At 61.2% G+C, this 21,347-nt stretch carries 20 protein-coding genes; 7 read left to right on the forward strand and 13 right to left on the reverse strand.

Annotated elements, in window-relative coordinates:
- Positions 1-40 precede the first annotated feature (40 nt).
- Both mtnN and FIU88_RS09335 read left to right on the forward strand, forming a co-directional pair.
- The gene (gene mtnN / locus FIU88_RS09330) at positions 41-775 is read left to right on the forward strand and encodes a 5'-methylthioadenosine/S-adenosylhomocysteine nucleosidase (RefSeq protein ID WP_152479020.1); all 735 of its coding nucleotides are present in this window, start codon (positions 41-43) and stop codon (positions 773-775) included.
- 3 nt (positions 776-778) lie between these two features.
- A complete protein-coding gene (locus FIU88_RS09335; protein WP_152479021.1) occupies positions 779-1,705 on the forward strand; it encodes an alpha/beta hydrolase in 927 nt (308 codons plus the stop codon).
- Between the two features lie 104 nt (positions 1,706-1,809).
- On the opposite strand, the gene pyrC is transcribed toward FIU88_RS09335, so the two are convergent.
- Entirely contained in the window at positions 1,810-2,847 is a 1,038-nt protein-coding gene (pyrC, locus tag FIU88_RS09340; protein WP_152479022.1) for a dihydroorotase, read from the reverse strand.
- Between the two features lie 338 nt (positions 2,848-3,185).
- Between pyrC and FIU88_RS09345 the strand changes: the two genes are divergently transcribed.
- The gene (locus FIU88_RS09345) at positions 3,186-3,626 is read left to right on the forward strand and encodes a hypothetical protein (RefSeq protein ID WP_152479023.1); all 441 of its coding nucleotides are present in this window, start codon (positions 3,186-3,188) and stop codon (positions 3,624-3,626) included.
- Positions 3,627-3,652: 26 nt separating this feature from the next.
- On the opposite strand, the gene FIU88_RS09350 is transcribed toward FIU88_RS09345, so the two are convergent.
- Both FIU88_RS09350 and FIU88_RS09355 read right to left on the reverse strand, forming a co-directional pair.
- A complete protein-coding gene (locus tag FIU88_RS09350; RefSeq protein ID WP_152479024.1) occupies positions 3,653-4,894 on the reverse strand; it encodes an FAD-binding oxidoreductase in 1,242 nt (413 codons plus the stop codon).
- Positions 4,895-4,967: 73 nt separating this feature from the next.
- The gene (locus tag FIU88_RS09355; protein WP_152479025.1) at positions 4,968-5,423 is read right to left on the reverse strand and encodes a TerB family tellurite resistance protein; all 456 of its coding nucleotides are present in this window, start codon (positions 5,421-5,423) and stop codon (positions 4,968-4,970) included.
- A 13-nt stretch (positions 5,424-5,436) separates the two neighbouring features.
- On the opposite strand from FIU88_RS09355, the gene FIU88_RS09360 reads away from it, so the two are divergent.
- Positions 5,437-5,898: a DUF3592 domain-containing protein gene (locus FIU88_RS09360; RefSeq protein WP_152479026.1), complete on the forward strand. Its 462-nt coding sequence runs from the start codon at positions 5,437-5,439 to the stop codon at positions 5,896-5,898.
- 48 nt (positions 5,899-5,946) lie between these two features.
- On the opposite strand, the gene FIU88_RS09365 is transcribed toward FIU88_RS09360, so the two are convergent.
- From FIU88_RS09365 to FIU88_RS09375, 3 genes are all read right to left on the reverse strand, one after another.
- Positions 5,947-6,792, reverse strand: a complete 846-nt coding sequence (locus FIU88_RS09365; protein WP_152479027.1) for a hypothetical protein — start codon at positions 6,790-6,792, stop codon at positions 5,947-5,949.
- Positions 6,793-7,168: 376 nt separating this feature from the next.
- Positions 7,169-8,509: a UDP-glucose/GDP-mannose dehydrogenase family protein gene (locus tag FIU88_RS09370; protein ID WP_152479028.1), complete on the reverse strand. Its 1,341-nt coding sequence runs from the start codon at positions 8,507-8,509 to the stop codon at positions 7,169-7,171.
- Positions 8,510-8,555: 46 nt separating this feature from the next.
- Positions 8,556-9,557, reverse strand: a complete 1,002-nt coding sequence (locus tag FIU88_RS09375) for an NAD-dependent epimerase (RefSeq protein WP_152479029.1) — start codon at positions 9,555-9,557, stop codon at positions 8,556-8,558.
- Between the two features lie 196 nt (positions 9,558-9,753).
- Here FIU88_RS09375 and FIU88_RS09380 point away from each other — a divergent pair, with 196 nt between their 5' ends.
- From FIU88_RS09380 to FIU88_RS09390, 3 genes are all read left to right on the forward strand, one after another.
- Complete coding sequence (locus FIU88_RS09380; RefSeq protein WP_152479030.1) at positions 9,754-10,821, forward strand: glycosyltransferase; 1,068 nt, start codon at positions 9,754-9,756, stop codon at positions 10,819-10,821.
- Between the two features lie 2 nt (positions 10,822-10,823).
- Positions 10,824-11,540, forward strand: coding sequence for a lipopolysaccharide kinase InaA family protein (locus tag FIU88_RS09385; RefSeq protein WP_253742463.1), 717 nt, complete (start codon positions 10,824-10,826; stop codon positions 11,538-11,540).
- A gap of 72 nt (positions 11,541-11,612) precedes the next feature.
- Positions 11,613-12,701, forward strand: a complete 1,089-nt coding sequence (locus tag FIU88_RS09390; protein ID WP_152479032.1) for a glycosyltransferase — start codon at positions 11,613-11,615, stop codon at positions 12,699-12,701.
- Between the two features lie 75 nt (positions 12,702-12,776).
- Here the strand turns inward: FIU88_RS09390 and FIU88_RS09395 are convergent, their stop codons facing one another.
- From FIU88_RS09395 to FIU88_RS09425, 7 genes are all read right to left on the reverse strand, one after another.
- Positions 12,777-13,712, reverse strand: coding sequence for a hypothetical protein (locus FIU88_RS09395; RefSeq protein WP_216647268.1), 936 nt, complete (start codon positions 13,710-13,712; stop codon positions 12,777-12,779).
- A 342-nt stretch (positions 13,713-14,054) separates the two neighbouring features.
- A complete protein-coding gene (locus FIU88_RS09400) occupies positions 14,055-15,320 on the reverse strand; it encodes an O-antigen ligase (RefSeq protein ID WP_152479033.1) in 1,266 nt (421 codons plus the stop codon).
- A gap of 304 nt (positions 15,321-15,624) precedes the next feature.
- Complete coding sequence (galE, locus tag FIU88_RS09405) at positions 15,625-16,635, reverse strand: UDP-glucose 4-epimerase GalE (protein ID WP_253742465.1); 1,011 nt, start codon at positions 16,633-16,635, stop codon at positions 15,625-15,627.
- 19 nt (positions 16,636-16,654) lie between these two features.
- A complete protein-coding gene (locus FIU88_RS09410; protein ID WP_152479034.1) occupies positions 16,655-17,914 on the reverse strand; it encodes a hypothetical protein in 1,260 nt (419 codons plus the stop codon).
- Between the two features lie 21 nt (positions 17,915-17,935).
- Complete coding sequence (locus tag FIU88_RS09415) at positions 17,936-19,288, reverse strand: undecaprenyl-phosphate glucose phosphotransferase (RefSeq protein WP_253742467.1); 1,353 nt, start codon at positions 19,286-19,288, stop codon at positions 17,936-17,938.
- A gap of 61 nt (positions 19,289-19,349) precedes the next feature.
- On the reverse strand, positions 19,350-19,811 hold the full coding sequence (gene tagD / locus FIU88_RS09420) for a glycerol-3-phosphate cytidylyltransferase (protein ID WP_367613876.1): 462 nt from the start codon (positions 19,809-19,811) through the stop codon (positions 19,350-19,352).
- Positions 19,812-19,840: 29 nt separating this feature from the next.
- Positions 19,841-21,331: a glycosyltransferase gene (locus FIU88_RS09425; protein WP_152479037.1), complete on the reverse strand. Its 1,491-nt coding sequence runs from the start codon at positions 21,329-21,331 to the stop codon at positions 19,841-19,843.
- Positions 21,332-21,347 lie beyond the last annotated feature (16 nt).

Below are 21,347 nucleotides of genomic sequence, written 5' to 3' on the forward strand. Positions count from 1 at the left end.
CTTCCCTCTGACCCCTTCACTTCGCGGAGACACCGGATAGATGAAACGCATCGGCATCATCGGCGCCATGGCCCAGGAAGTCGCCCGACTGGCGGACATGCTCGAGGATCGTGAGACCCGCACCCACGTCGGCTCCACCTTCCACCAGGGCCGGCTGCACGGCGTCGAGGTGGTGGTGCTGCAGTCCGGGATCGGCAAGGTGAACGCCGCCATCGGCACCACCCTGCTGATGGACATGTACCAGCCGGAGGCGATCATCAACACCGGCTCCGCGGGCGGCTTCGGCGAAGGGCTCGAGATCGGTGACGTGGTTGTCTCCAGCGAGGTGCGCCACCACGACGTCGACGCCGTGGTATTCGGCTATGAGCATGGTCAGGTGCCACAGATGCCGGCCGCCTACCTGCCCGACCAGCGCCTGGTCACGGTCGCCCGCGAGTGCGTCGAGGCGATGAACGAGGTCCGCGCGGTCGAGGGCCTGATCGCCACCGGCGACGTCTTCATGGCCTGCCCCGAGCTGGTGGCCAAGACGCGTTCGCGCTTCCCCACCATGCTGGCCGCCGAGATGGAAGCCGCGGCCATCGCCCAGACCTGCCATCTCTATGGCTGCCCCTTCGTGGTGATCCGCGCCCTGTCCGACATCGCCGGCGGTGGCGACAACCACCTCTCGTTCGAGGAGTTCCTCGACAAGGCCGCCGACCACTCCACGCGCATGGTCACCGCCATGGTGGCGCGGCTCGCCGAGCCGGCGACCGCGAGCGTCGCCGTCGAGGACTGACGAGTGCCCGGACGCCGTTCCCGCCTGCTGGGGCTGGCCCTGTGCCTGCCCCTGCTGTTCGGCGGCTGCGCCAGCCAGCGCAGCACCGATGGCGCCCCGGCCATCGAGGCCCCGAACGACACCCCCGCCACGTTCGAGACGCCCTTCCGGCGGCTATCCGATCGCGTCTACACGCCGCCGGAATGGCCCGCCCCGCTGACCGCCCAGGTCTATCTGCCGGACACCCCGGGCCAGGCCCGTCGCCCGGCGGCGCTGGTCGTCCACGGCGGCGGCTGGCAGCGACGCGACCCCGGCGACATGGTGCCGATCGCCGAACGACTGGCCGCCCGCGGCTTCGTGGTCGCCAATATCGCCTACCGCTTCGCTCCCGACCATCGCTTCCCCGCCCAGCTGCACGACCTGCAGATCGCCATGGCCTGGCTGCATGATCATGCCGACGCCTGGCGCATCGACACCGATCGCATCGTGGGCGTGGGCTATTCCAGCGGCGCCCACCTCGTCAGCCTGCTCGGCGTGCAGCGGCCGGACTCCCCGCTCGATACGCCCTACGGCGGCGACAGGACGCGCCTGGCCGCGGTGGTGGCCGGCGGCCTGCCCAGCGACCTGATGAAGTTCGACGACGGCCGCCTGGTCAGGGAGTTCATCGGCGGCACCCGTGCCGAGAAGCCCCGCGCCTATCGCCTGGCCTCCCCCGCCCGCCAGGTCGGGCCGCAGACGCCGCCCCACTTCCTGTTCCACGGCGATCGGGACGGCCTGGTGCCGGTGGATCATGCCACCGACATGTATCGTCGCCTCGACGCCGCCGGCGTACCCGCCGAGCTCTACCTGCAGAAATGGCGCGGCCATATCACCGCCTTCCTGACCCGCGACGGCGCCATGGACGCCGCCCTGGCCTTCCTCGACGAGCAGCTCTCCACGACCGAGCAATAAGCGGCAAGCCGCCGTGCGAAACATGTGACGCCCCAAAAAAACACCCCGACGGCATCCGCCGTCGGGGTGTCCTGTGACGCGTCGCCCGGGCCTCTATGCAGGCGCTAGTCGCGCAGCTTCCAGCCCAGCGTCTCGCCGGCCGGAAGCGGCACGATGACCCGGCCATCGGCGTAGGGCAGGCTCTCCGGCAGGATCCATTCCTCACGCGCCAGGGTCACGGTCTCGGCATTGCGCGGCAGTCCGTAGAAGTCCGGCCCGTGGTGGCTGGCGAAGCCTTCCAGACGATCCAGCGCGCCGGCCTGCTCGAAGGCCGTGGCGTAGAGCTCCAGGGCGTGCGGCGCGGTGTAGGCGCCGGCACAGCCGCAGGCACTTTCCTTGTCGCCCTTGGCATGGGGCGCGCTGTCGGTGCCGAGAAAGAACTTGCCGCTGCCCGAGGTCGCCGCCTCGATCAGCGCCTGGCGATGACGCTCGCGCTTGAGGATCGGCAGGCAGTAATAGTGGGGCTTGATGCCGCCGACCAGCATCTGGTTGCGGTTGAACAGCAGATGGTGGGCGGTGATGGTGGCCGCGACGTTGGCCGGGGCCTCGGCCACGAAGGCCGCCGCATCGGCCGTGGTGATGTGCTCGAAGACCACCTTGAGCGACGGATGGCGCTCCAGCAGCGGCTTCATCACTCGCTCGATGAAGATCGCCTCGCGATCGAAGATGTCGATCTCGGCGTCGGTCACCTCGCCGTGGACCAGCAGCGGCATGCCGAGGCGCGCCATGGCGGCGATGGCCGCATCGCAGTGGGCCAGGTCGGTGACGCCGGAATCGGAGTTGGTGGTGGCACCCGCCGGGTACAGCTTGACCGCCTGCACCAGCCCGGAGGCGTGGGCGCGCTCGATCTCCTCAGCCGAGGTGCGATCGGTGAGATAGAGCGTCATCAGCGGCTCGAAGTCGAGCCCGTCCGGCACCGCCGCCAGGATGCGATCGCGATAGGCCAGCGCCTGCTCGGTGGTGGTCACCGGCGGCTTGAGGTTGGGCATGATGATGGCACGGCCCATCTGCCGGGCACTGGCGGAGACCACGGCGGACAGCACCGCGCCATCGCGCAGGTGAAGATGCCAGTCGTCGGGGCGGGTCAGGGTCAAGGAAGTCACGATCAATCCTGTCTCGGCGATTCCGGGAATGGGCCTCGCGGGCCCGGCGTCGCCGGCAGTATACCGGAAGCGGGCCCCGGGCCGGGATGCGATTTACGCGGCCGGCCGTCGGCGGCACGACCCACCGGCCGTTCGAGCGCACGACAGCGGCGAACACGGGTGGGTCGGCCGGCCGCGATGCCGTATCATGGGCGCGGATCCTGCCAGGCCTGTCGAGCCCTCGCCGCGACCCGAGGACGTGAGTCGCGCGACGGCCTGCATCATGTCGGCGACCCTGGCCAAGCGTCAGCGCTCATGGCGGATCCGCGACACGTCCGACAGAATTTCCGGGAGAAAACATGCCGAAGGTACGTCACTACGCCGACCTCGTCGCCATCCTGGCCGGCCTGATGTGGCTGCTGGTCTACTGGTCGGTGAGCTATTCGGTGTACATCGACAACATCGAGCCCACCATGGCGGCCCTGCTGATCGCCGGCAGCCTGATCATGATCAGCTTCGTGCACCGACCCATCCGCGTGCTGCTGAGCCGGTATCACGTGCGCAAGCGCCGCACCGAGATGTGGATGCACATCCTCGCCCTGCCCCTCGGCCTGGCCTTCCTGCTGGCCATTCTCATCGAGCACCTGATCACCCCGATCAACGGCATCCAGAAGATGCTGCTGTTCAACGTGCTGGCCACCGCCGGCTGGCTGGTGTTCATCTTCACCCTGGCGATCAAGCTGCTGATTCATGTGGTCAAGGAAAAGCGCCGCCATCGCGAGGAGCGCAAGGCCCAGTAGCCGCGCGCGGCGCCTCGCCCGCCGACTCAGAAGCGATCGACCCGGAACGGCCGCATGTCGATCGCCGGCGGCTCCCCGGCCATCATCTGCGCCAGCAGCTCCCCGGTGGCCGGCCCCAGGGTGAAGCCCTGGTGGCCGTGGCCGAAGGCGCACCACAGCCCCGCCTGCCCCTCCACTCGGCCAATCACCGGTTTCATGTCCGGCGTGCAGGGCCTCGCGCCCTTCCAGGGCTCGGCATCGAGACGCTCGCCCAGCGGATACAGGTCACGGGCGCGCGCCTCGGCCGCCGCCAGCTGCTGCGTATGCGGCGGCGCCTCGAGGCGCTCGAGCTCGGCGCCGGTGGTCAGGCGAATGCCTGCCCGCATCGGCGCCAGCAGATAGCCGACCTCGGCATCCATCACCCAGTGATTCAGCCGCGCGTCATCTCGGCTGACGTAATGCATGTGATAGCCACGCTTGGCAAACAGCGGCACCGACACGCCGAGCCGCGACAGCCACTGGCGCGACCAGGGCCCGAGGGCCAGCACCACCGACGCGGCCGACAGCGTCTCGGCCCCGGCGGTGACGTGCCAGTGGCCATCGCCCCCCGACAGCGTGTCGACCTCGGCCTTGACGATGCGCCCACCCTCACGCTCGAACGCCTCGGCATAGGCCGAGACCAGCGCGCCGGGATCGGCCACCGTCCAGGGATCCAGCCAGTGAATGGCACCGGCCAGCCCCTCGCCCAGGCTGGGCTCCATATCAGCCAGCGCCGCGGCGTCGAGCGCACGATAGCGCACGCCGAACTGCGCCGCGTTCTCTTCGGCCTGGGCCAGACGCGCCTCGAGGGCGGACTGACGGCGATACAGCTCGAGCCAACCCTCACGGCGCACCAGCGACTCGGCGCCTGCGGCCTCGATCATCGCCCCGTGGGCGTCCAGGCAGCGTTCGATCAGCGAGGCGTATTCGGGCACGATCCGCCGATACCGATCGGGGGAAGAATTTTTCCAGTACTGCCAGAGCGGGCCGGCCGACTCGAGCATGCCGCCGGGGCGATAACGGATATCCACCTGCCGATTGGGCAGGACGCGCCACAGGGTGCCGAGATCACGCGGGAAGGGATACGGCCGCACGGCCTCGCGCTGGATGATGCCGGCATTGCCGAACGAGGTTTCGCGGCCGGGCTCACGACGATCCACCAGGGTGACGTCATGCCCGCGCCGGGCCAGGTGCCAGGCCACCGACACGCCAACCATGCCCGCTCCCAGTACGATAGTGCCACTGCTCATCCGCTCATTCCCTCGTCGATGCGTAAGACACCATGATCACGAAGAGGCCATGAGGGAAGCAAGGGCACGGCGATCATTCGCCGCCGGCTTCCACCTCGATGCGGGTGCGGATGAAATCGCCGTGCGCGACGTGCAGCAGCTCGGCCAGGCGACGAATGCGATGCTCCTCGAGCGGATCCTTGTCGCCGTCGACCAGCGCCAGCGACCACATCTCGCGAACCAGCGCGACCCGCTCGTCGTAGTCGCAGCCATCGCGCACCGCGCGCAGGAAACGATGATGATCCACCGCCGATTCCGTCTCGTCGCAGGCCTGGCTCACCAGCGCCTGCGCCTCATCGCCCGGCAGCCCGAAACGCGCGGCGAGAAGCGTCGACAGGTGCTCGAGCTCGGTCTCTTCCAGGCGATAGTCCGCCCGGATCACCTCGCACAGCAACACCGCCACCGCCAGCGCCTGACCGGGTTCGGCCTGTTCAGACGACGCCGCGGGCGTCATCATGTCCTGAAAGAGCCGTTGCAGGGACTGAATCATAGGGACTCCCGACATGCCGAATGTGACTCCCCTTCTCATAGCCCTGGCCTGCGGCGCGGGCGCCGCCCTAGCCCTTCGCGGCGCGTGGCGGCGGCGCGCCGTCAACCGCTGGCCCGAGGCGCTGGCCACCGTGGAGCGCACCGAGGTGCAGGCCGTCGATGACCACCATCGCCGCGCCGATCGCGACGATCATCCCCGGCGTTTCCTGGCGCGCATCCACTATCGCCTCGAGGTCGAGGGGAGCGAGTATCGCTCTGACAACGGACGCTTCGACGGCGTTCCCGACTTCCCCAGCCGGGAGGCCGCCGAGGCCTTTCTCGCCCAGACGCCGCCGGGCAGCCGGCTGACCGTTCGCTACGATCCGGCCGCCCCCACGCTGACGCAGCACGGCGAGCAGCACCTGCCCACGGCCCGCCTGGGGCTGGCGGCCTTTCTGGGCATGGCGGCGATGGGGGCGCTGTGGGTGTGGTGGTGAATCCGGCCTCGGCGCCGGGGGCAGACATGCCCGGGCCGGCGGAGAAGGTCACGGCAGCATCCGGTCGACCAGTAGGGCCAGGTGCAGGCGCCAGCGATGGCGCCGCTCCAGGGAGCGCATCATGCTCAGATCGAGGCGATCGCGCCAGACACCACGGTGTCGCTTGAAGGCATGAGCCATACCGAATGACACGAACGTCAAGCCATCCGACACGACATGATGCCGGGCATCCTCGAGCAGCCGCGCGCTATCGGTAGAGAAATGCCCGAGCTCATCCGTGCCGATGACCCGGAGCGGTGCTCCCGGTGACAGTCCCGACGACGGCCCCGGCGCCCTGGTCAACACATCGATATAGCGCGCCTTCCTCAGCCCGTACAGCTGCATCAGCGTTTCCGGGCCAAACAGCACCTCTTGCGGCGTCACTCCGGCCCGGGTGAGCAGGCCACGCAGCTCGGCGCTGAAGTCAGGGGCCAATTTCGCCCGCCGGGCATGAAGCGCATGGTTCAGGAAATGCCGCCCGCCGGGGGTCAGCACCAACTCGGCGATACGCTCACGCTCCCGCGGGCAGCTGAGCAATAACCAGCCCTTCTGCGCCAGGCGCGCGGGGGGGCGCATGCCGACCGCCATGACCAGCCGTTTGACCAGCAGCGGTGCCTTGTGCGGCCTGGAGCGGGGCCAACCAGGCGGCACGGGGTCCAGGCAACGCAAGAGGTACTGCCAGCCACCGGGCGACAGCGACATCTCCTGCCTTTCGATCACGACCCCGGGCAGCACCATCTCGCTATTCCAGGCGTCCTCCATGGGGATCAGGGCCAGCAATCCGGGGCCTTCCTGGGTCCCATCCCGTTCCCGGGGCGCGGTGACGACCGCCGACGGGGCACCGCTCTGAGCCATCGACAACTCCTCATCTTCGGGCACCCGGCCTCGGCGTAGCGCCGTGCCGCAGATCGGCACAGCCGTTAACACAAGATTACATTGTTAACGTGCCGTCGGAATGATGGTTTTTCCCATGACAGGGCGATCAGGTGAGAAGTGATGGGGGTCAGTCAAAAGAGGGGGCAGATCTGAAGAACGGGACAATCCGTCTTCTGGCATGGGGGCGGGCGTCATGCCAGCTAAACCGACGGGACATGACCTGGTTCGAGACCGCGAGAATGCGATCGGGGTCCAGGGAGGGGGCCGCCATCAGGGCCAATGGAATTCACTCGGCGCAATACTAAACTTGCCGCTGCCCAGTGGGCAGCGGCAAGACGCCTATCCTTGGATGATACTAGGCCGACGTGACCGACTCGCCTCGCCCCACGGCGTAGTAAAGCAGCCCCGCCGCCTTGAGCGCTTCGGGATCGAAGAGGTTTCTGCCGTCGACGACGACCGGCAGTGACAGCTGTGACTTCAGCCAGGCGAAGTCGACGCTGCGGAAACTCTTCCACTCGGTGCAGATCACCAGTGCATCGGCCCCCTCCACCGCCTCGGCGCGATCGCTCACCAGCGAGAGGTCGTCACGCTCCCCATACAGGCGGCGGCATTCCTCCATGGCTTCGGGATCATAGGCGCGAACGCTGGCACCGGCGGCCCACAGCGCCTCCATCAACGTGCGGCTCGGGGCATCACGCATGTCGTCGGTGTTGGGCTTGAACGCCAGCCCCCACAGCGCGATGGTCTTGCCACTCAGGTCACCGTCGAAGGCACGCGACAGCTTGGCGAACAGCGTCTGCTTCTGGCGCCGGTTGACGGCTTCCACCGCGCCCAGCAACTCGGCCGAATAGTCGACCTCACCGGCGGTTCGCGCCAGTGCCTGTACGTCCTTGGGGAAGCAGGAACCGCCGTAGCCACAGCCCGGATAGATGAACTGATAGCCGATACGCGGATCGGAGCCGATGCCGCGTCGCACCTGTTCGACGTCGGCGCCAAGACGCTCGGCCAGATTCGCGATCTCGTTCATGAAGCTGATCTTGGTCGCCAGCATGGCATTGGCGGCATACTTGGTCAGCTCCGCCGCCCGCACGTCCATGAACATCAGCTTTTCCTGCAGGCGAATGTAGGGCGCGTAGCACTCGCGCATCAGCGTCTTCACTCGCTCGGATTCGGTGCCGACGATGATCCGCGCGCCGTGGGTGAAGTCCTCGATCGCCGCGCCTTCCTTGAGGAATTCGGGATTGGAGCACACCTCGAAGTCGATCGCCTCGCCGCGCTCATCGAGCACGCCGGCCACGGCGGCACGCACGCGGTCGGCGGTACCCACCGGCACGGTGGACTTGTCGACGATGACCTTCTCCTCGGTCATGTGACGCCCGATGGTCTCGGCCACCGCCAGGACATATTTGAGATCAGCACTCCCATCTTCATCGGGAGGTGTACCGACGGCGATGAACTGCAGGGTGCCGAAGGCGACCGCTGTCTCGGGGTCAGTGGTAAAGCGCAGCCGCCCCTCGGCCACGTTGGCCTTGACCATCTCTTCGAGGCCCGGCTCGAAGATCGGGATCTCGCCGGCTTCCAGGCGGGCGATCTTGTCCGCGTCCACGTCCATGCACAGCACGTCGTGACCCACGTCCGCCAGACAGGTGCCGGTCACCAGGCCCACATAGCCGGTGCCGAAGATGGTGATTTTCATGGGTGTCCTTCCCTTTTAACGATGAGATGCCGAAAGCTGGGCGCCGTCAGACGCCGTAGTAGTCGCGATACCAGGCAACGAAGCGGGCGACGCCCTCCTCGACGCCGACCTTGGGCCGGTACCCGGTGGCCTCGAACAGGGCCTCGGTATCCGCCCAGGTCCGCGGCACGTCGCCCGGCTGCATGGGCTTGAGGTCGCACAGCGCGCCCTGACCGGTGGCGGCCTCCACCGCGCGCACGAAATCCATCAGCGCCACCGGGCTGCCATGACCGATATTGTAGAGCGCATAGGGCGCATGGCTGGTGTCGGGCATGGAGGTCGTCGCCTCGGCCCGCCGCTCGGGCACCACCTCGAGCACGCGTACGATGCCCTCGACGATATCGTCGATGTAGGTGAAGTCCCGCGACATGTCGCCGTGGTTGAAGACCTCGATCGGCTCACCGGCCAGGATCGCACGGGTGAACTTGAACATGGCCATGTCCGGCCGGCCCCAGGGACCATAGACGGTGAAGAAGCGCAGCCCGGTGGTCGGAAGATCGTAGAGATGGGCGTAGGTGTGCGCCATCAGCTCGTTGGCCTTCTTGGTGGCCGCATAGAGGCTGATGGGATGATCGACGTTATCCGAGGTATCGAAGGGCACCTTGTCGTTGGCGCCATAGACCGAACTCGATGAGGCGTAGACCAGATGACCCACCCGGCCATGGCGGCATCCCTCGAGCACATTGAGATGAGCGATCAGGTTGGCGTCGGCATAGGCATGCGGGTTCTCCAGCGAATAACGAACCCCCGGCTGAGCCGCCAGGTGAATCACGCGCTCGAAGCCCTCGGCCTCGAACAACGCGGCCACGGCCTCGCGGTCGGCAAGATCGAGGCGCTCGAAGCGCACGTCTTCGCAGGACGCCAGGTCGTCGAGGCGCGACTGCTTGAGCGCCACATCGTAATAGGGATTGAGATTGTCGACGCCGATGATCTCATGCCCTTGCCCCGAGAGGCGCTTGGCGACGGCATGGCCGATGAAGCCCGCCATGCCGGTGATCAATAACTTCATATTTTCCTGCGACTCCTGATCGTCATTCTCGCGCGGCACTGGCGCCCGCTTATGGCGGCATTGTACCCCAGCATCGCGTTCACGCCGAAGCGCCCGTGCCTGCCCGGCGGCGAGGAACATGCTAGAATTCGGCCCTTTAGCGGCGCCGCGACGACGCGGAACGCCACCGGATGACCTCGCCGTGCAGGACGACCCCATGACCCGCAAACGCTTCGCCTTCGTCATCGAAGACCTCTACGGCGGCGGCGCCCAGAAATCGCTGCTCTACACCGCCGACCAACTGCGCCAGCGCGGCCATGCGGTCAAGGTATTCACCCTGCGCGAGCGCATCGAGCATCGCCTGCCCGAGGGGCTCGAGATCGAGGACCTGGGCGTGGTCACCCGCATCACCAAGGCGACCAGCACGGTGCTGACCGAGAAGTGGCAGGCCAGCCGCATCAAGCGCGCCCTGACGCCCTGGAGACCCGACGTGGTGATCTCCTGCTCCTGCGACAAGATCACGCGGCATCTCGACCTGCCCAACCTCTACTTCTGGATCAAGTCGGACGTCTCCGCCAAGTTCGCCGACCCCAAGCAGAGAAAGCGCGCCTTCGATAAAGTTCGCCGTTTCTATCGTGGACGCCAGGTCATCGCCGTCTCCCAGGGCGTGAAGGAGAACCTGGAAAGCGTGGTCGGCCTCGAGGCGGAGCGCATCGTACCGATCTACAACCCCTACGAGCGCGAGCCCTTCGTGGCCATGGCCGAAGAACCGACGCCGGTTCCAGAGGGCGACTACTTCCTGTGCGTGGCGGCCATCGAGCCCCGCAAGCGCCACGACCGACTGCTTCGCGCCTACGCCGAAAGCGGCGTGACCACGCCGCTGGCGATCATGGGCAAGGGCAAGCCGGAGCACGAGGCCACCGTCCGCGAGCAGATCAAGGCACTCGGGATTGAAGACCGGGTGCTGTGGCTCGGCTACCATCACAACCCCTATCCCTTCATCCGCCACGCCAAGGCCATGGTGCTGGCCTCCGACGCCGAGGGGCTGCCGCGAGTGCTGATCGAGGCCCTGCTGCTGCACACGCCGGTGGTCAGCGTCGATTGCCCCAGCGGCCCGCGCGAGATCCTGACCCAGGAGCTGGCCGACTTCCTGGTCGCCCCCGACGACGAGGCGGGCCTGGCCCGGGCGCTCACGCGCATGGATCGGGAGCCAGTCACCATCGAGCCACGTCACTACCGTCAGTTCCTCAAGGAAACGGTGCTGCCCCAGTTCGAGGCGCTGTGACGGTGAAACTGCTCGATATCCCCTTCGACGACCGCCGCCGACGCTACCTGGTCTTTCATGCCGATGGCCTGCCTGCCCGGCTGCGACTGGCCAGCACCAGCACCACCGCCGCCTTCGAGGCAGTGGGCAGCAGCCGTTTCTATCTCTCGCAGGACAACCAGATCCTCGCCAAGGTGGTACCCGACAAGTTCGCCAAGCGCCAGGCACCATTGAGCTGGCTCAGCCGGGACTACCTGGAAAAGCGCTGGCTGATGCAATCAGACGCCCGCAAGGAATTCCTGAGCCTGCGCATCCTGCAGCGCGCCGGCCTCACCACGCCCAGATGCCACGGCTGGGGGCTGTCGCTCAACCCGGCGAATCGCAACGCCTCGCTGCTATTGATGGAGCACCGCCAGGACGCCCGCCCCGGCGGCGAGGTATTCGAGGCCCTGGACGAGGCAAGCCGCGAGCGTTTCCTGGCGGGCTTCTGCGAAGACGTCGCGAGGCTCGCCCGCGCCGGCTACGTGCACCGCGACCTGCACTACAACAACCTGCTGGTCGCGGCCGACGGCACCCTCGTCTGGATCGACGCGCACGTGCGCCGGCTGCCGAGGAGCCCCGGCGCTCGATGGCCGGCGCTCGAGCGCTCGCTGACCACTAACAAGATGCGCGGCGCGGCGTATCACGACATGGCACGAAACCAGCTGCACCGGCGATGGCATCGCCCCGACGGCGGTTGAGCGACCGCTTCGACACGCCCGGCGTCACGCTCTCTCATCCTCTTCACCGCATCGATTCGGAGCCCTACCGGCATGCCCCACGCCCTCTTCCTCATCGACCAGCTCGCCAGCGGCGGCGCGCCTCGCTCGGTCATCAAGGTGGCACGAGCGCTCAACGACAGCGGCGTGCGCGTCACGCTGATCGCGCTTTCCGACCGCGTCAGGCTCCCGATCCCCGAAGGCGTCGAGGTGCATACCGTTCCCTTCGCCCCGAAGGGGCGCTGGCAGAAGCTGCAGCGCTATCGACTGCATGCGCGGCGCCTGGATGCCTTCCTCGAGGCCCAGGGCCACCGCTACGACCTGGTCGTGTCCAACCTGCATCAGGCCCATCAGGTCACAACGCGTTCCTCGCTGGCCGACCGAGCATGGCTCTGCATCCGCTCCGACCCCTGGCAGGAGCTGCTGTCCAACAAGGAAGGCTGGCGGCGCCACATCAAGCAGCGCAAGGTACGCAGCCTCTACGACGGCAAGCGCATCATCGCCCTCTCGAGCACCAACCTCGAGTCCATCGCGCGCATCGGCAGCCGCCCGGCCGCGTCGTGCGTCATCCCCAACGTACTGGACGTCGCGAGGATCCGCGCACTCATGGCCGAGCCCGTCGTGCCCGCGAGCCTTCAGGACACGACATACTGTCTCTACGTGGGACGGCTCAACTTTCGCCAGAAGCGGCTCGACCGACTGCTGAGCGCCTATCGCGCCAGCCGGGTGCCGCATCCGCTGGTGCTGATCGGCGACGGCGATCGCGAAGGCGTCGAGAAAGAAATCGAGAAGCAGGGACTACACGACCAGGTGCTGCTGCTCGGGGCGCTGGACAATCCCTATCCCTACATGAAACAGGCGAGTGCGCTGCTCCTCGCCTCTGACTACGAAGGGCTGCCCAACGTGCTGCTGGAGGCACTGGCCTGCGGGACCCCGGTGGTGAGCACGGATTGCCTGTCGGGACCGCGAGACATCCTGACCGGAGAGCTGGCATCAGGACTGGTGCCCCTGGAAGACATCGCGGCCTTCGCCGACGCCATCCGCAACAGTCTCGAGTCTCCGCCCAGGATTCCCGACGACCTGGTCGAGGCCTACAAGCCAGAATCCATCGCCTCCTGCTACCAGGCTCTGGTCAGCGATTGACGCATCACAACATGGTGCCAGAGAAGCACGCCCGCTTGTGCCATCGGCTCAGGCGTTCGCCCTGCCATCGATCGATCAGCGTGCAGCGGCCCTGTGGGCGCAATACTCCGGCCAGGTAATGGACTCCGGATAGGTGGCAGGGTCCAGCGATCCCGCCTCCTGTTCCGGAATACACTCCTGCAGCGCCCGAGATACCCGCACCAGGGCCTTTCGCCCGCCCACTCCATCGGTGACACGCCGCCACCAGTCACGATGCACGGCTTTCACTCGAACAGGCACCGTCGGCAACCCCAGGCGCTGGGCCATGGCCAACCGGTGCAAGCCTCGATTGATCTTGATCAAGCGGCCTTCGCGGCTGACGGCCACACCCAGCGCGTCCTTGCCGCGGGACGCATCGAAGCCGCGTACCGCCATGTCATCCAGAAAGCTCAGATAGACGCGCAGATACATCAGGATCCGCGCCTCGGAATCCAAGAGCACCCCCTGCTGATGGGAAGACCATGGCTTCCCCGCCGTCAGGTAACCGGCATACCTCGCGAAGGCCGTGCTCTGCGTCAGATCATGGCGATGCTCGTCGAGATCGCTGACGAAGCGGTAGCGTGAGCTGAAGCGCAGGTTGCCGCGCCTCAGGTCCCAGTCGCCGTCCCAGAGGAAGCGAGAAGAAGACGGACGCAGACGACGATCGTAGCCGCGCCAGTCGGTGCTCTGAATCAATGCCCGGGGGTCGACCTGAAGGGTCAAGTGATCATCGAGCGCTTCCTCCACCGCATGCTGAGGCAGCCCATGACGTTCGACCACCACACTTCCCGCTTTCTCATCGGACCAGCGTCTCAACAGCAGGCGCTCCAACGGCAAAGCCAACCGCTCGTGAATGCTGGAACGCACCGACACCTGAATTTGAGCCCGACGAATAGGCCAGCGCATGCGCTCGTCATAGAGGGGAAAGAAGGCGGGATCGCCAGCAGGGGCCAGCGGGATAGGCGACACGCCTGATCGGGCAGGTTGACTCATCTAGGGCTCACCAACAGAAGACCAGGCGGCGGGAGGCTCGCTCGAAGCTCCACCGACGGCCGACAATACGATCACAAAACATTAGCAACCATAACATGCTCGCCCTAACAAATCATCCTTGCTCGCCTGACCGGCAGGAGCTAACGACTCTATCCCCTATCCTGCCGTTGATTCCAGAATCAGCAGCATCGAAGAGTTTTTTAAAAATAACCTAACAGGGCGAAAGCGGCCACACCACTTCCGCCCCTAAATAACATCCAGAGCAATTAAATGGGATATCAATATGCCCCAATGCCGCGAAAGCTCAGTGAGATAACGAGTCGCCGCCAACTGAGACAATGTTCAAGCCGTTTCCTCATTTTTGGACATCATTTGCCAGCGCCAATAATGCGTGATCAAGCCACCCACCACCAAATTGTGCACATAGACGCCTGTCCAGAAGGAGTTATAGGATTCAAACTGATTGACGACCATCCAGTAGATGAAGAATCCACCTCCGAATAGCGCCAGATCGCCGGGTAGCGCACCCGCTCTCCAGGCACGCCAAGTGGCCAGTCCGATCCAAAAGGCCAGAGCGCCGATGACAGCAAGCCCCAACATGCCGTAGGCGACCCAAATCTCTATAAAGTAATTATGGAGATGCCCATACTTCTCACTCACCCGCTCCGGTAACCATTCCGTGTGGTCCATCACCAAGCCACGCCCTTGGCCGCCCCACCCCACGAGGGGGCGCTGTTCGATCCATTCAAAGGCCGCCTGCCATGAATGGATACGAATTCCGATACTGGTATAGGGCACCTCATCGATATTGCCTGCCAGCAGCATGCTCACGACCGATGATTCTTTATTGAGCCTGTCGAGGAGCGGGCCCTTGATGACGCTACCCGCTCCCAAGAGAACGAGTAACAAGACGGTCGTGCACACGGCCAGCAGCTTGCGATTGACGGGAGATGTGCCTGACTGACGCCGGACGACCAGCCAGGCCACTAGCACCATGGGCAAGGAGAGGCTCAGCGCCAACCAGACAGCCCGCGTCTGACCGATCATGACGGCGATCACCGAAAGCCCAAGCAGTACGCTCCAACCAACGATCCTGAGCGCTCGCCAGCGGCCGTGAGCAAAAAAACGAGGCGTAAAAATGGCTAGACCCAGCAGTGCGACGCCGAACAGCATGGCGCCGTGCTGACCATTACGCACCCCGAATCCCACACGCTGCCCATCGAAGCCTTGGAGCCACTCATTCAAGCCGTCTCCTTGAACGACGCTGGAAAGGATCAAGCCAATGACGGCCAAACACCAAACCAAGAGGGTGTTGCGAGTACTTCCGCCCAACCACCACGCCACGGCGATGAAGATGAACAGTTTAGCCAGACGGTCGACCTGAGGGTTGTCAGCCACCCACTGGGGATGGTGCAGATAGCCCAGCCACCAGGATAGCGCCTGGACGGCCACGGCCATCAGCAATAGCCACAAGGCAGCGCCGCCTCTGAGACCTTTGCCCCACACGAGCACAGCGATCAGGCCTATCAACGCCATCACCGTTTCGGAAGTGGAGCCCACGTCAGGCCACAACATGCGACACGTGGTGTAGAGCAACAGCGATAACATGCCCACAGCCCAAAGGCTCTTGGGGTATGACCAACCCACGGGAGCAGCCCAGATATGTTGCAACTTCACAGCCATCCTCACACCAGATGTTCAGAGCCGAGCACTTTACCTAAGCGCCATCGGCACGTACATAGCCAGCATATCCTAAATGAGATTAGCGACCGCCTCATCCGTCGCGAGCCTTTTATCGGGCTTGGCAGACATCGAGCGGGCCTCAAAACGAGAACGGGGCACCCCAGCCATCTGGAGTGCCCCGCTAGCGAAATCCTGCGTGCTCAGGCAGCCGCACCGCCGCGAATCGGCCCTACGAATACCCCTCCGGATTGCCCGACTGCCAGCGCCAGGTATCGATCATCATGTCGTCCAGGCCTTTTTCGGCGACCCAGTTCAGTTCTTTTTTCGCCTTAGAGGCATCGGCCCAGAAGGCAGGAAGATCGCCTGCTCGGCGGGCACCGAACCGGTAAGGCACCGGCACATCCGTCACACGCGTAAAGCTGTTCACCATCTCCAGCACCGAGATACCCTGCCCCGTGCCCAGGTTATAGATCGACACACCTGGCTCGCTGACGACTTCAAGCGCCTTGAGATGCCCGACCGCCAGGTCCACCACGTGCAGATAGTCGCGCTCGCAGGTGCCGTCAGTCGTTTCGTAGTCATTGCCGAAGATCGTCAGCTCGTCGCGTCGGCCAACGGCGACCTGCGCAATGAACGGCATCAGGTTGTTGGGTATCCCCTGCGGGTCTTCGCCGATCTTGCCGGAAGGATGCGCGCCGATCGGGTTGAAGTAGCGCAGCAGCGTGACCGACCAGCGCTCGTCGGCCACCACCAGGTCCTCGAGCAGCTTCTCCACCATCGCCTTGGAGGTGCCGTAGGGGTTGGAAGTCGTGCCACGCGGCGTCGTTTCCACATAGGGCACCGGCGCCTCGCTGCCATATACCGTGGCCGAGGAGCTGAACACGATGCGGCGCACGCCGGCGGCCTCCATGGCCTGGCACAGCACCAGGGTACCGTTCACGTTGTTCTCGTAGTAGGCCAGCGGCTTACCGACACTCTCGCCCACCGCCTTCAGACCGGCGAAATGGATCACGGCATCGATATCATGCTCGGCGAAGATCGCATCCATGGCCTCGCGGTCGCGGATGTCCGCTCGCACGAAGTTCACGCCCTTGCCAGTGATCTCCTCGATACGCCGCAGCGCCACTTCCGAGCCGTTGCACAGATTGTCGACCACGACCACATCGTGGCCGGCCTCGAGCAGTTCCACAGCGGTATGCGAACCAATATAGCCGGCACCGCCGGTGACAAGTACACGCACGAATTCACCCCTTCCTGGATTAACCGTTGAAACGCCATGTCTGGCCATCACGTGCCAGCACACCCGCAGCTTCCAAAGAAGTCAGATAACGCTGAGCACGGTCGGCATCACCATCCAGCAGAAAACGATAAGCAACCTTGGCGAGATAGGTCACCGCCCTGACGGTACGCGAATAACGAATATTGGGTGGATCAATACTGCAGTCGAACTCCAGTACCGGAGTACGCCAATCACCGTAGTTCTCTGTCAAATAGTGATCCGCATCCACTGCTCCATAGACAGTTTCATGCCCCAGCTGATACTCCGCCAGTTCGAAGCTGTCATTATCCCAACGATGTATGGGGGAGCCATGCCAAAGCACCCCGTTTTCCTCGACATGCACAAAGAGATCAGCTACCAATCCGGTTTTATGCACTAGTTTGACGAGAATGGGCTTTTCCATTTGATAATAACGAACATCACTATCATCAACTGGTTCCCGAAAGGTACAATAACTCACCGACTTGATGAACCAGACACCCTCAGAAGCTTTTACCGATTCCTGCAAGAGCTCAAGATCAAAGTCCGGATAATCGACGCCTACGTCGATATCATAATCATGCCCCAGGAAGTCCTGCTCACGCACTGCGCCAAGAAACGTTCCACTGACCACATACCATGGCCAGGCAAGATCAGACATCATTTTACGAAAATCGGCAATAGCTTGATAAGCATCACGCTTATCGAAGGACTCTCCTGACTTCTGGAACTTTTTAGCAGCAACAGGAGTTTGAGACGGTGCCGAAAGCTTCTGGCTCAAGACCGATAAAGCCACATTCATATTCCGGCAAAACAGCTCATCTTCCACCTTAAGAGGATGCTGACTTGTTAACATGAGCTCCCCTGTCTTGTCGCACTCTCGTTCGATGATTCCGCCGTAAAGATCTGCCAGCCAGACATGACGATCAAATTCATCGATCCGTTTATTGTTTTTCAACCAGACGATCAGCGCACGGCAAGCTCCGTCCGACATCTTCTCCGAAATATCGAAAAAATAGTCAGAACGGATCGATATAGGGAACCAGCCTGCATGAACAAACCATATAACCCTGCGAATTACAATTTTTATGCCATTCGGTTTCATCGCAAGACAACAGCTATCCTTGGCTACTTTCAGCGGCGCGCCCAACAACAATAGGCCACACCAGCTCATCAGGCCATAGAGAATCCTGACGGGCTTCGAGCGCGGCTTGTTAATGAACCTAAGCAGCCCATAGGATTTCTCAACCTCAATATTCATCCCTTCTCCCCTAGCGACGCCTTAATATGCATTTTTATTTATTATTCCTTTAAAAAAGGTCAGAAATATGATCTTCATATCTAACCACATAGACCAGTTCTCGACATACCAGAGATCACACTCGATACGTTTTTGAAGGTCAGTATCGCCTCGCCAACCATTGATTTGCGCCCAACCAGTAATGCCGGCTTTCACCATATGCTTTTGCATATACCCCGGAACTTCATGTTTCAAGGTTTCCACGAAAACTGTGCGCTCAGGCCTAGGGCCAACAATCGACATATCCCCTTTCAATACATTGAAAAACTGGGGTAGTTCATCGAGGCTGGTGCGGCGCAAAAAAGCACCAAATCGAGTGGTCGTCTTACTTTTTGCTCCTCCCCAGCGCACTCCATCACGCTCAGAATCAACAGGCATGGAGCGAAACTTTATCATCATGAAAGGACGACCATTCAGGCCAACACGTTCTTGGCGATAAAAAATGGGGCCTGGCGAAGTAAGCTTCACTCCAATAGCAGCAATAAGCAGCACCGGACTCACCATTACTAAAATAGCCAATGCCAAGAACTTATCTTCAAGCCACTTCACAATACGTGCACTGAAAGACATGGAAGAACAACTCAAGTCCAACAGGAAAAGGCCAGCAACATCCGATACATCGTGATTGATGAGCCGAAAGTCTCTCATGTCCGGCATGAACCGAACATTACCCGTCGAGAAGCTCAACGAGCGCTGTATCTGTCGAACAAGATTTCCTTCGGAAAGCGGGAGGCAAATCCACACTTCCTGCTCAGCGTGCTCAATGACTTTACCTGGTTTGTATCTCTCACAGTGCTTGTCACGAAGAAGAGCAGAAAGTGGCCCATCGCCGGTCAGGATCAAATGAGTAACATCAAACCCGGCGGATGGCACACTGGAGAGATGCCGAATAGCTCTTTCGCACGATACAGTATCACCAATCAGTAAAACGGACTTCCGATTGGCCCCATCGGCACGCAAGCGATTCAGTAACGGATAAGCCAAGGCACGGGCCAAAATCGAGAAAGAGGCGGCACTGACCATCCAATAGCCAACCCAGAGCCGAGAAAAATTCGCGCCCGTCTTGGTCATGAACATGATCAAGGCCAACAAACCACCTACGACCAGGTAGCCACTCAACAGCTTCAGGATCAATACAACCTGGACCTGCCCCCGCCATGAGCGATAGATGGAGAAATTAGGCAGAACCACCAACGTCAGCAAGGCACCGAGCGTCACCCCCCATAGATAGCGTTCCGGAATTTCCCATTCACCAAAACGCATCCAGAACGCGAAGAGTCCTGCCAGTATCACAAGCCCAAGATCCAGCAATCTTACGAACTCGGTCGTATACATGCTGAATCCACTAAGCACACGGCTCTGAGATTTCATATCACCACTTCATTATCAAACAGGGTTACTCCAAGTCACGACGCAGTAGCTCCAGCACCTCAAACGCTTGCCTGAGATCTTCCTGGGGAATGCTAAGAAAATTCTTGAGGGAGCGCTTCAGCTCAGTAGTCGAAATATCTTTAGTGCGCTCGAGATAGCGCACCTCGCAGAGATCGGATAGAAAATCGAACTTTCCTTTCCAGTCCTCCCCTATCGCGAAAATATCGACATCATATTTTTTAACATCCTGAAGTTTTTGCTCCCAACTCTCTTCGGGGATCACGAGATCAACGTACTTTATCGACTCTACAATCTGGGCTCTTTGCTCATAGGGAATGAGTGTCTTCTTACCCTTGCCAAGATTAAATTCATCCGTCGACACTGCCACTATCACTCTATCGGCCATCTCACTAAGGCGCTGAAGAAGCTTCAGATGACCGACATGGAACATGTCAAACGTACCATATGTGATAACCACCTTTGACACTTTAACCCCCTCAAAATTATCCATATGGCTTAATAGACCAAGCGCTTCCAGCTATTGACAAACTTTTCTTTTGAAAAAGAAGACATGCTAATCTTAGCATTTTCCGACATGGCGGCAAAATCATCAAAGGGTAATTCCAGTATTTTTTTTATCTTTATCGACAAGGCATCTACATTGCCACTTTCAACCAGATAACCATTCACTCCATCCTCAATCATATCCGAGGGCCCATACTTACACTCATATGCAACAACAGGAGTTCCGCACGCCAAGCTCTCGCCGACAGCAAGACCAAACCCCTCATACTCTGAAGACAGTATTAGACACCCGGCTTCATGTAGGATATTTTTTGGGGATCTTGCATACCCTCTCAAAAACACATTATCCGCAACACCTAGTGATGATATCAACTCCTCTAGCTCGTTCTTTTTCTCACCTTCACCATACACCTCAAGCGTAGCTTCAGAATTAGCTTTCAAGACTAATGCAAATGCCCGTATCGCATGATCAATCCTTTTTTGATTTTCATATCTTGCAAGCATAACAAATTCATTACGCTTCTTCCGACTTATCGGTAAGTCTTCAGCTGATACCTCTATAGCATGAGGTATCACTAGCGTTTTCCCAAAAATCTCATAATTGCTTGCAACGTCACTTCTTTGCCCTTCAGTTAGAAAGACATAATTATCAAACTCATCATCGGAGAACAGCTTATGATATCCAGCCTTAACTCCCTTCTCGGAACAAGAAGGATCCTTAAAGTGATTGTTGTGAAGAACAGCTATTTTTTTCAGTTTCTCGTATTTTACTCCGCGCACCAAATCATCCACTTTCCTTGAGTCGCTAACTATCACATCATACTCTTTGGCCAGCTCATAGACCCACTCTCTTTGGAAATCGCGAAGAGATTTATATTGAACTGCTCGTCGGCCACAAAAATGAACAGTCCTGCCTCGCCCGCCATCCGAGCTTACCCACGAATAAATCCGACATCTACCAAGATTATCAAAATACTTCTCAACCCGGGGAAGATTGCTAACCACATCATATTCTACAATCTTCCTCTTCCTTAATGATGTATCATATGAAACCCGTCTTTTCCTATGCCTACCATCTCCCATATAATCTTCAAACAAAAGCCTTCCATACCGATTAAACTCTTGATACTTTTCATATTTCCCTTTCCTATAAAACCTGTAAGAACACGCATTTCGCCTAACAAAATACCCGCCTCTGTCACGCAATGACATGATCAGGGACTGCACTTTTTTTAAATATTTATTTTTCCTTTTTTGATATATCTTTGCATCGAAGAAATTCAACACCTCAACATTTTCGCTCAACTCTCCCATATTTCTGAGCTTTGCAACCACCTCATGATAATTATCCTGAAATAGGTAGGTCGCTATAGTTACTTGGCACCCATTCTCGGCCAAATAATTGGCTCGCTTAATAACAGACTTCGTCAGCCCTCCCCTATTCACACCTAGTGAACTAAAAACAAAAAGAAACCTACCCATACCCCCTCCTCTTCAA

The organism is Halomonas sp. THAF12, assembly GCF_009363675.1.
In the GTDB taxonomy this organism is placed as follows: domain Bacteria; phylum Pseudomonadota; class Gammaproteobacteria; order Pseudomonadales; family Halomonadaceae; genus Halomonas; species Halomonas smyrnensis.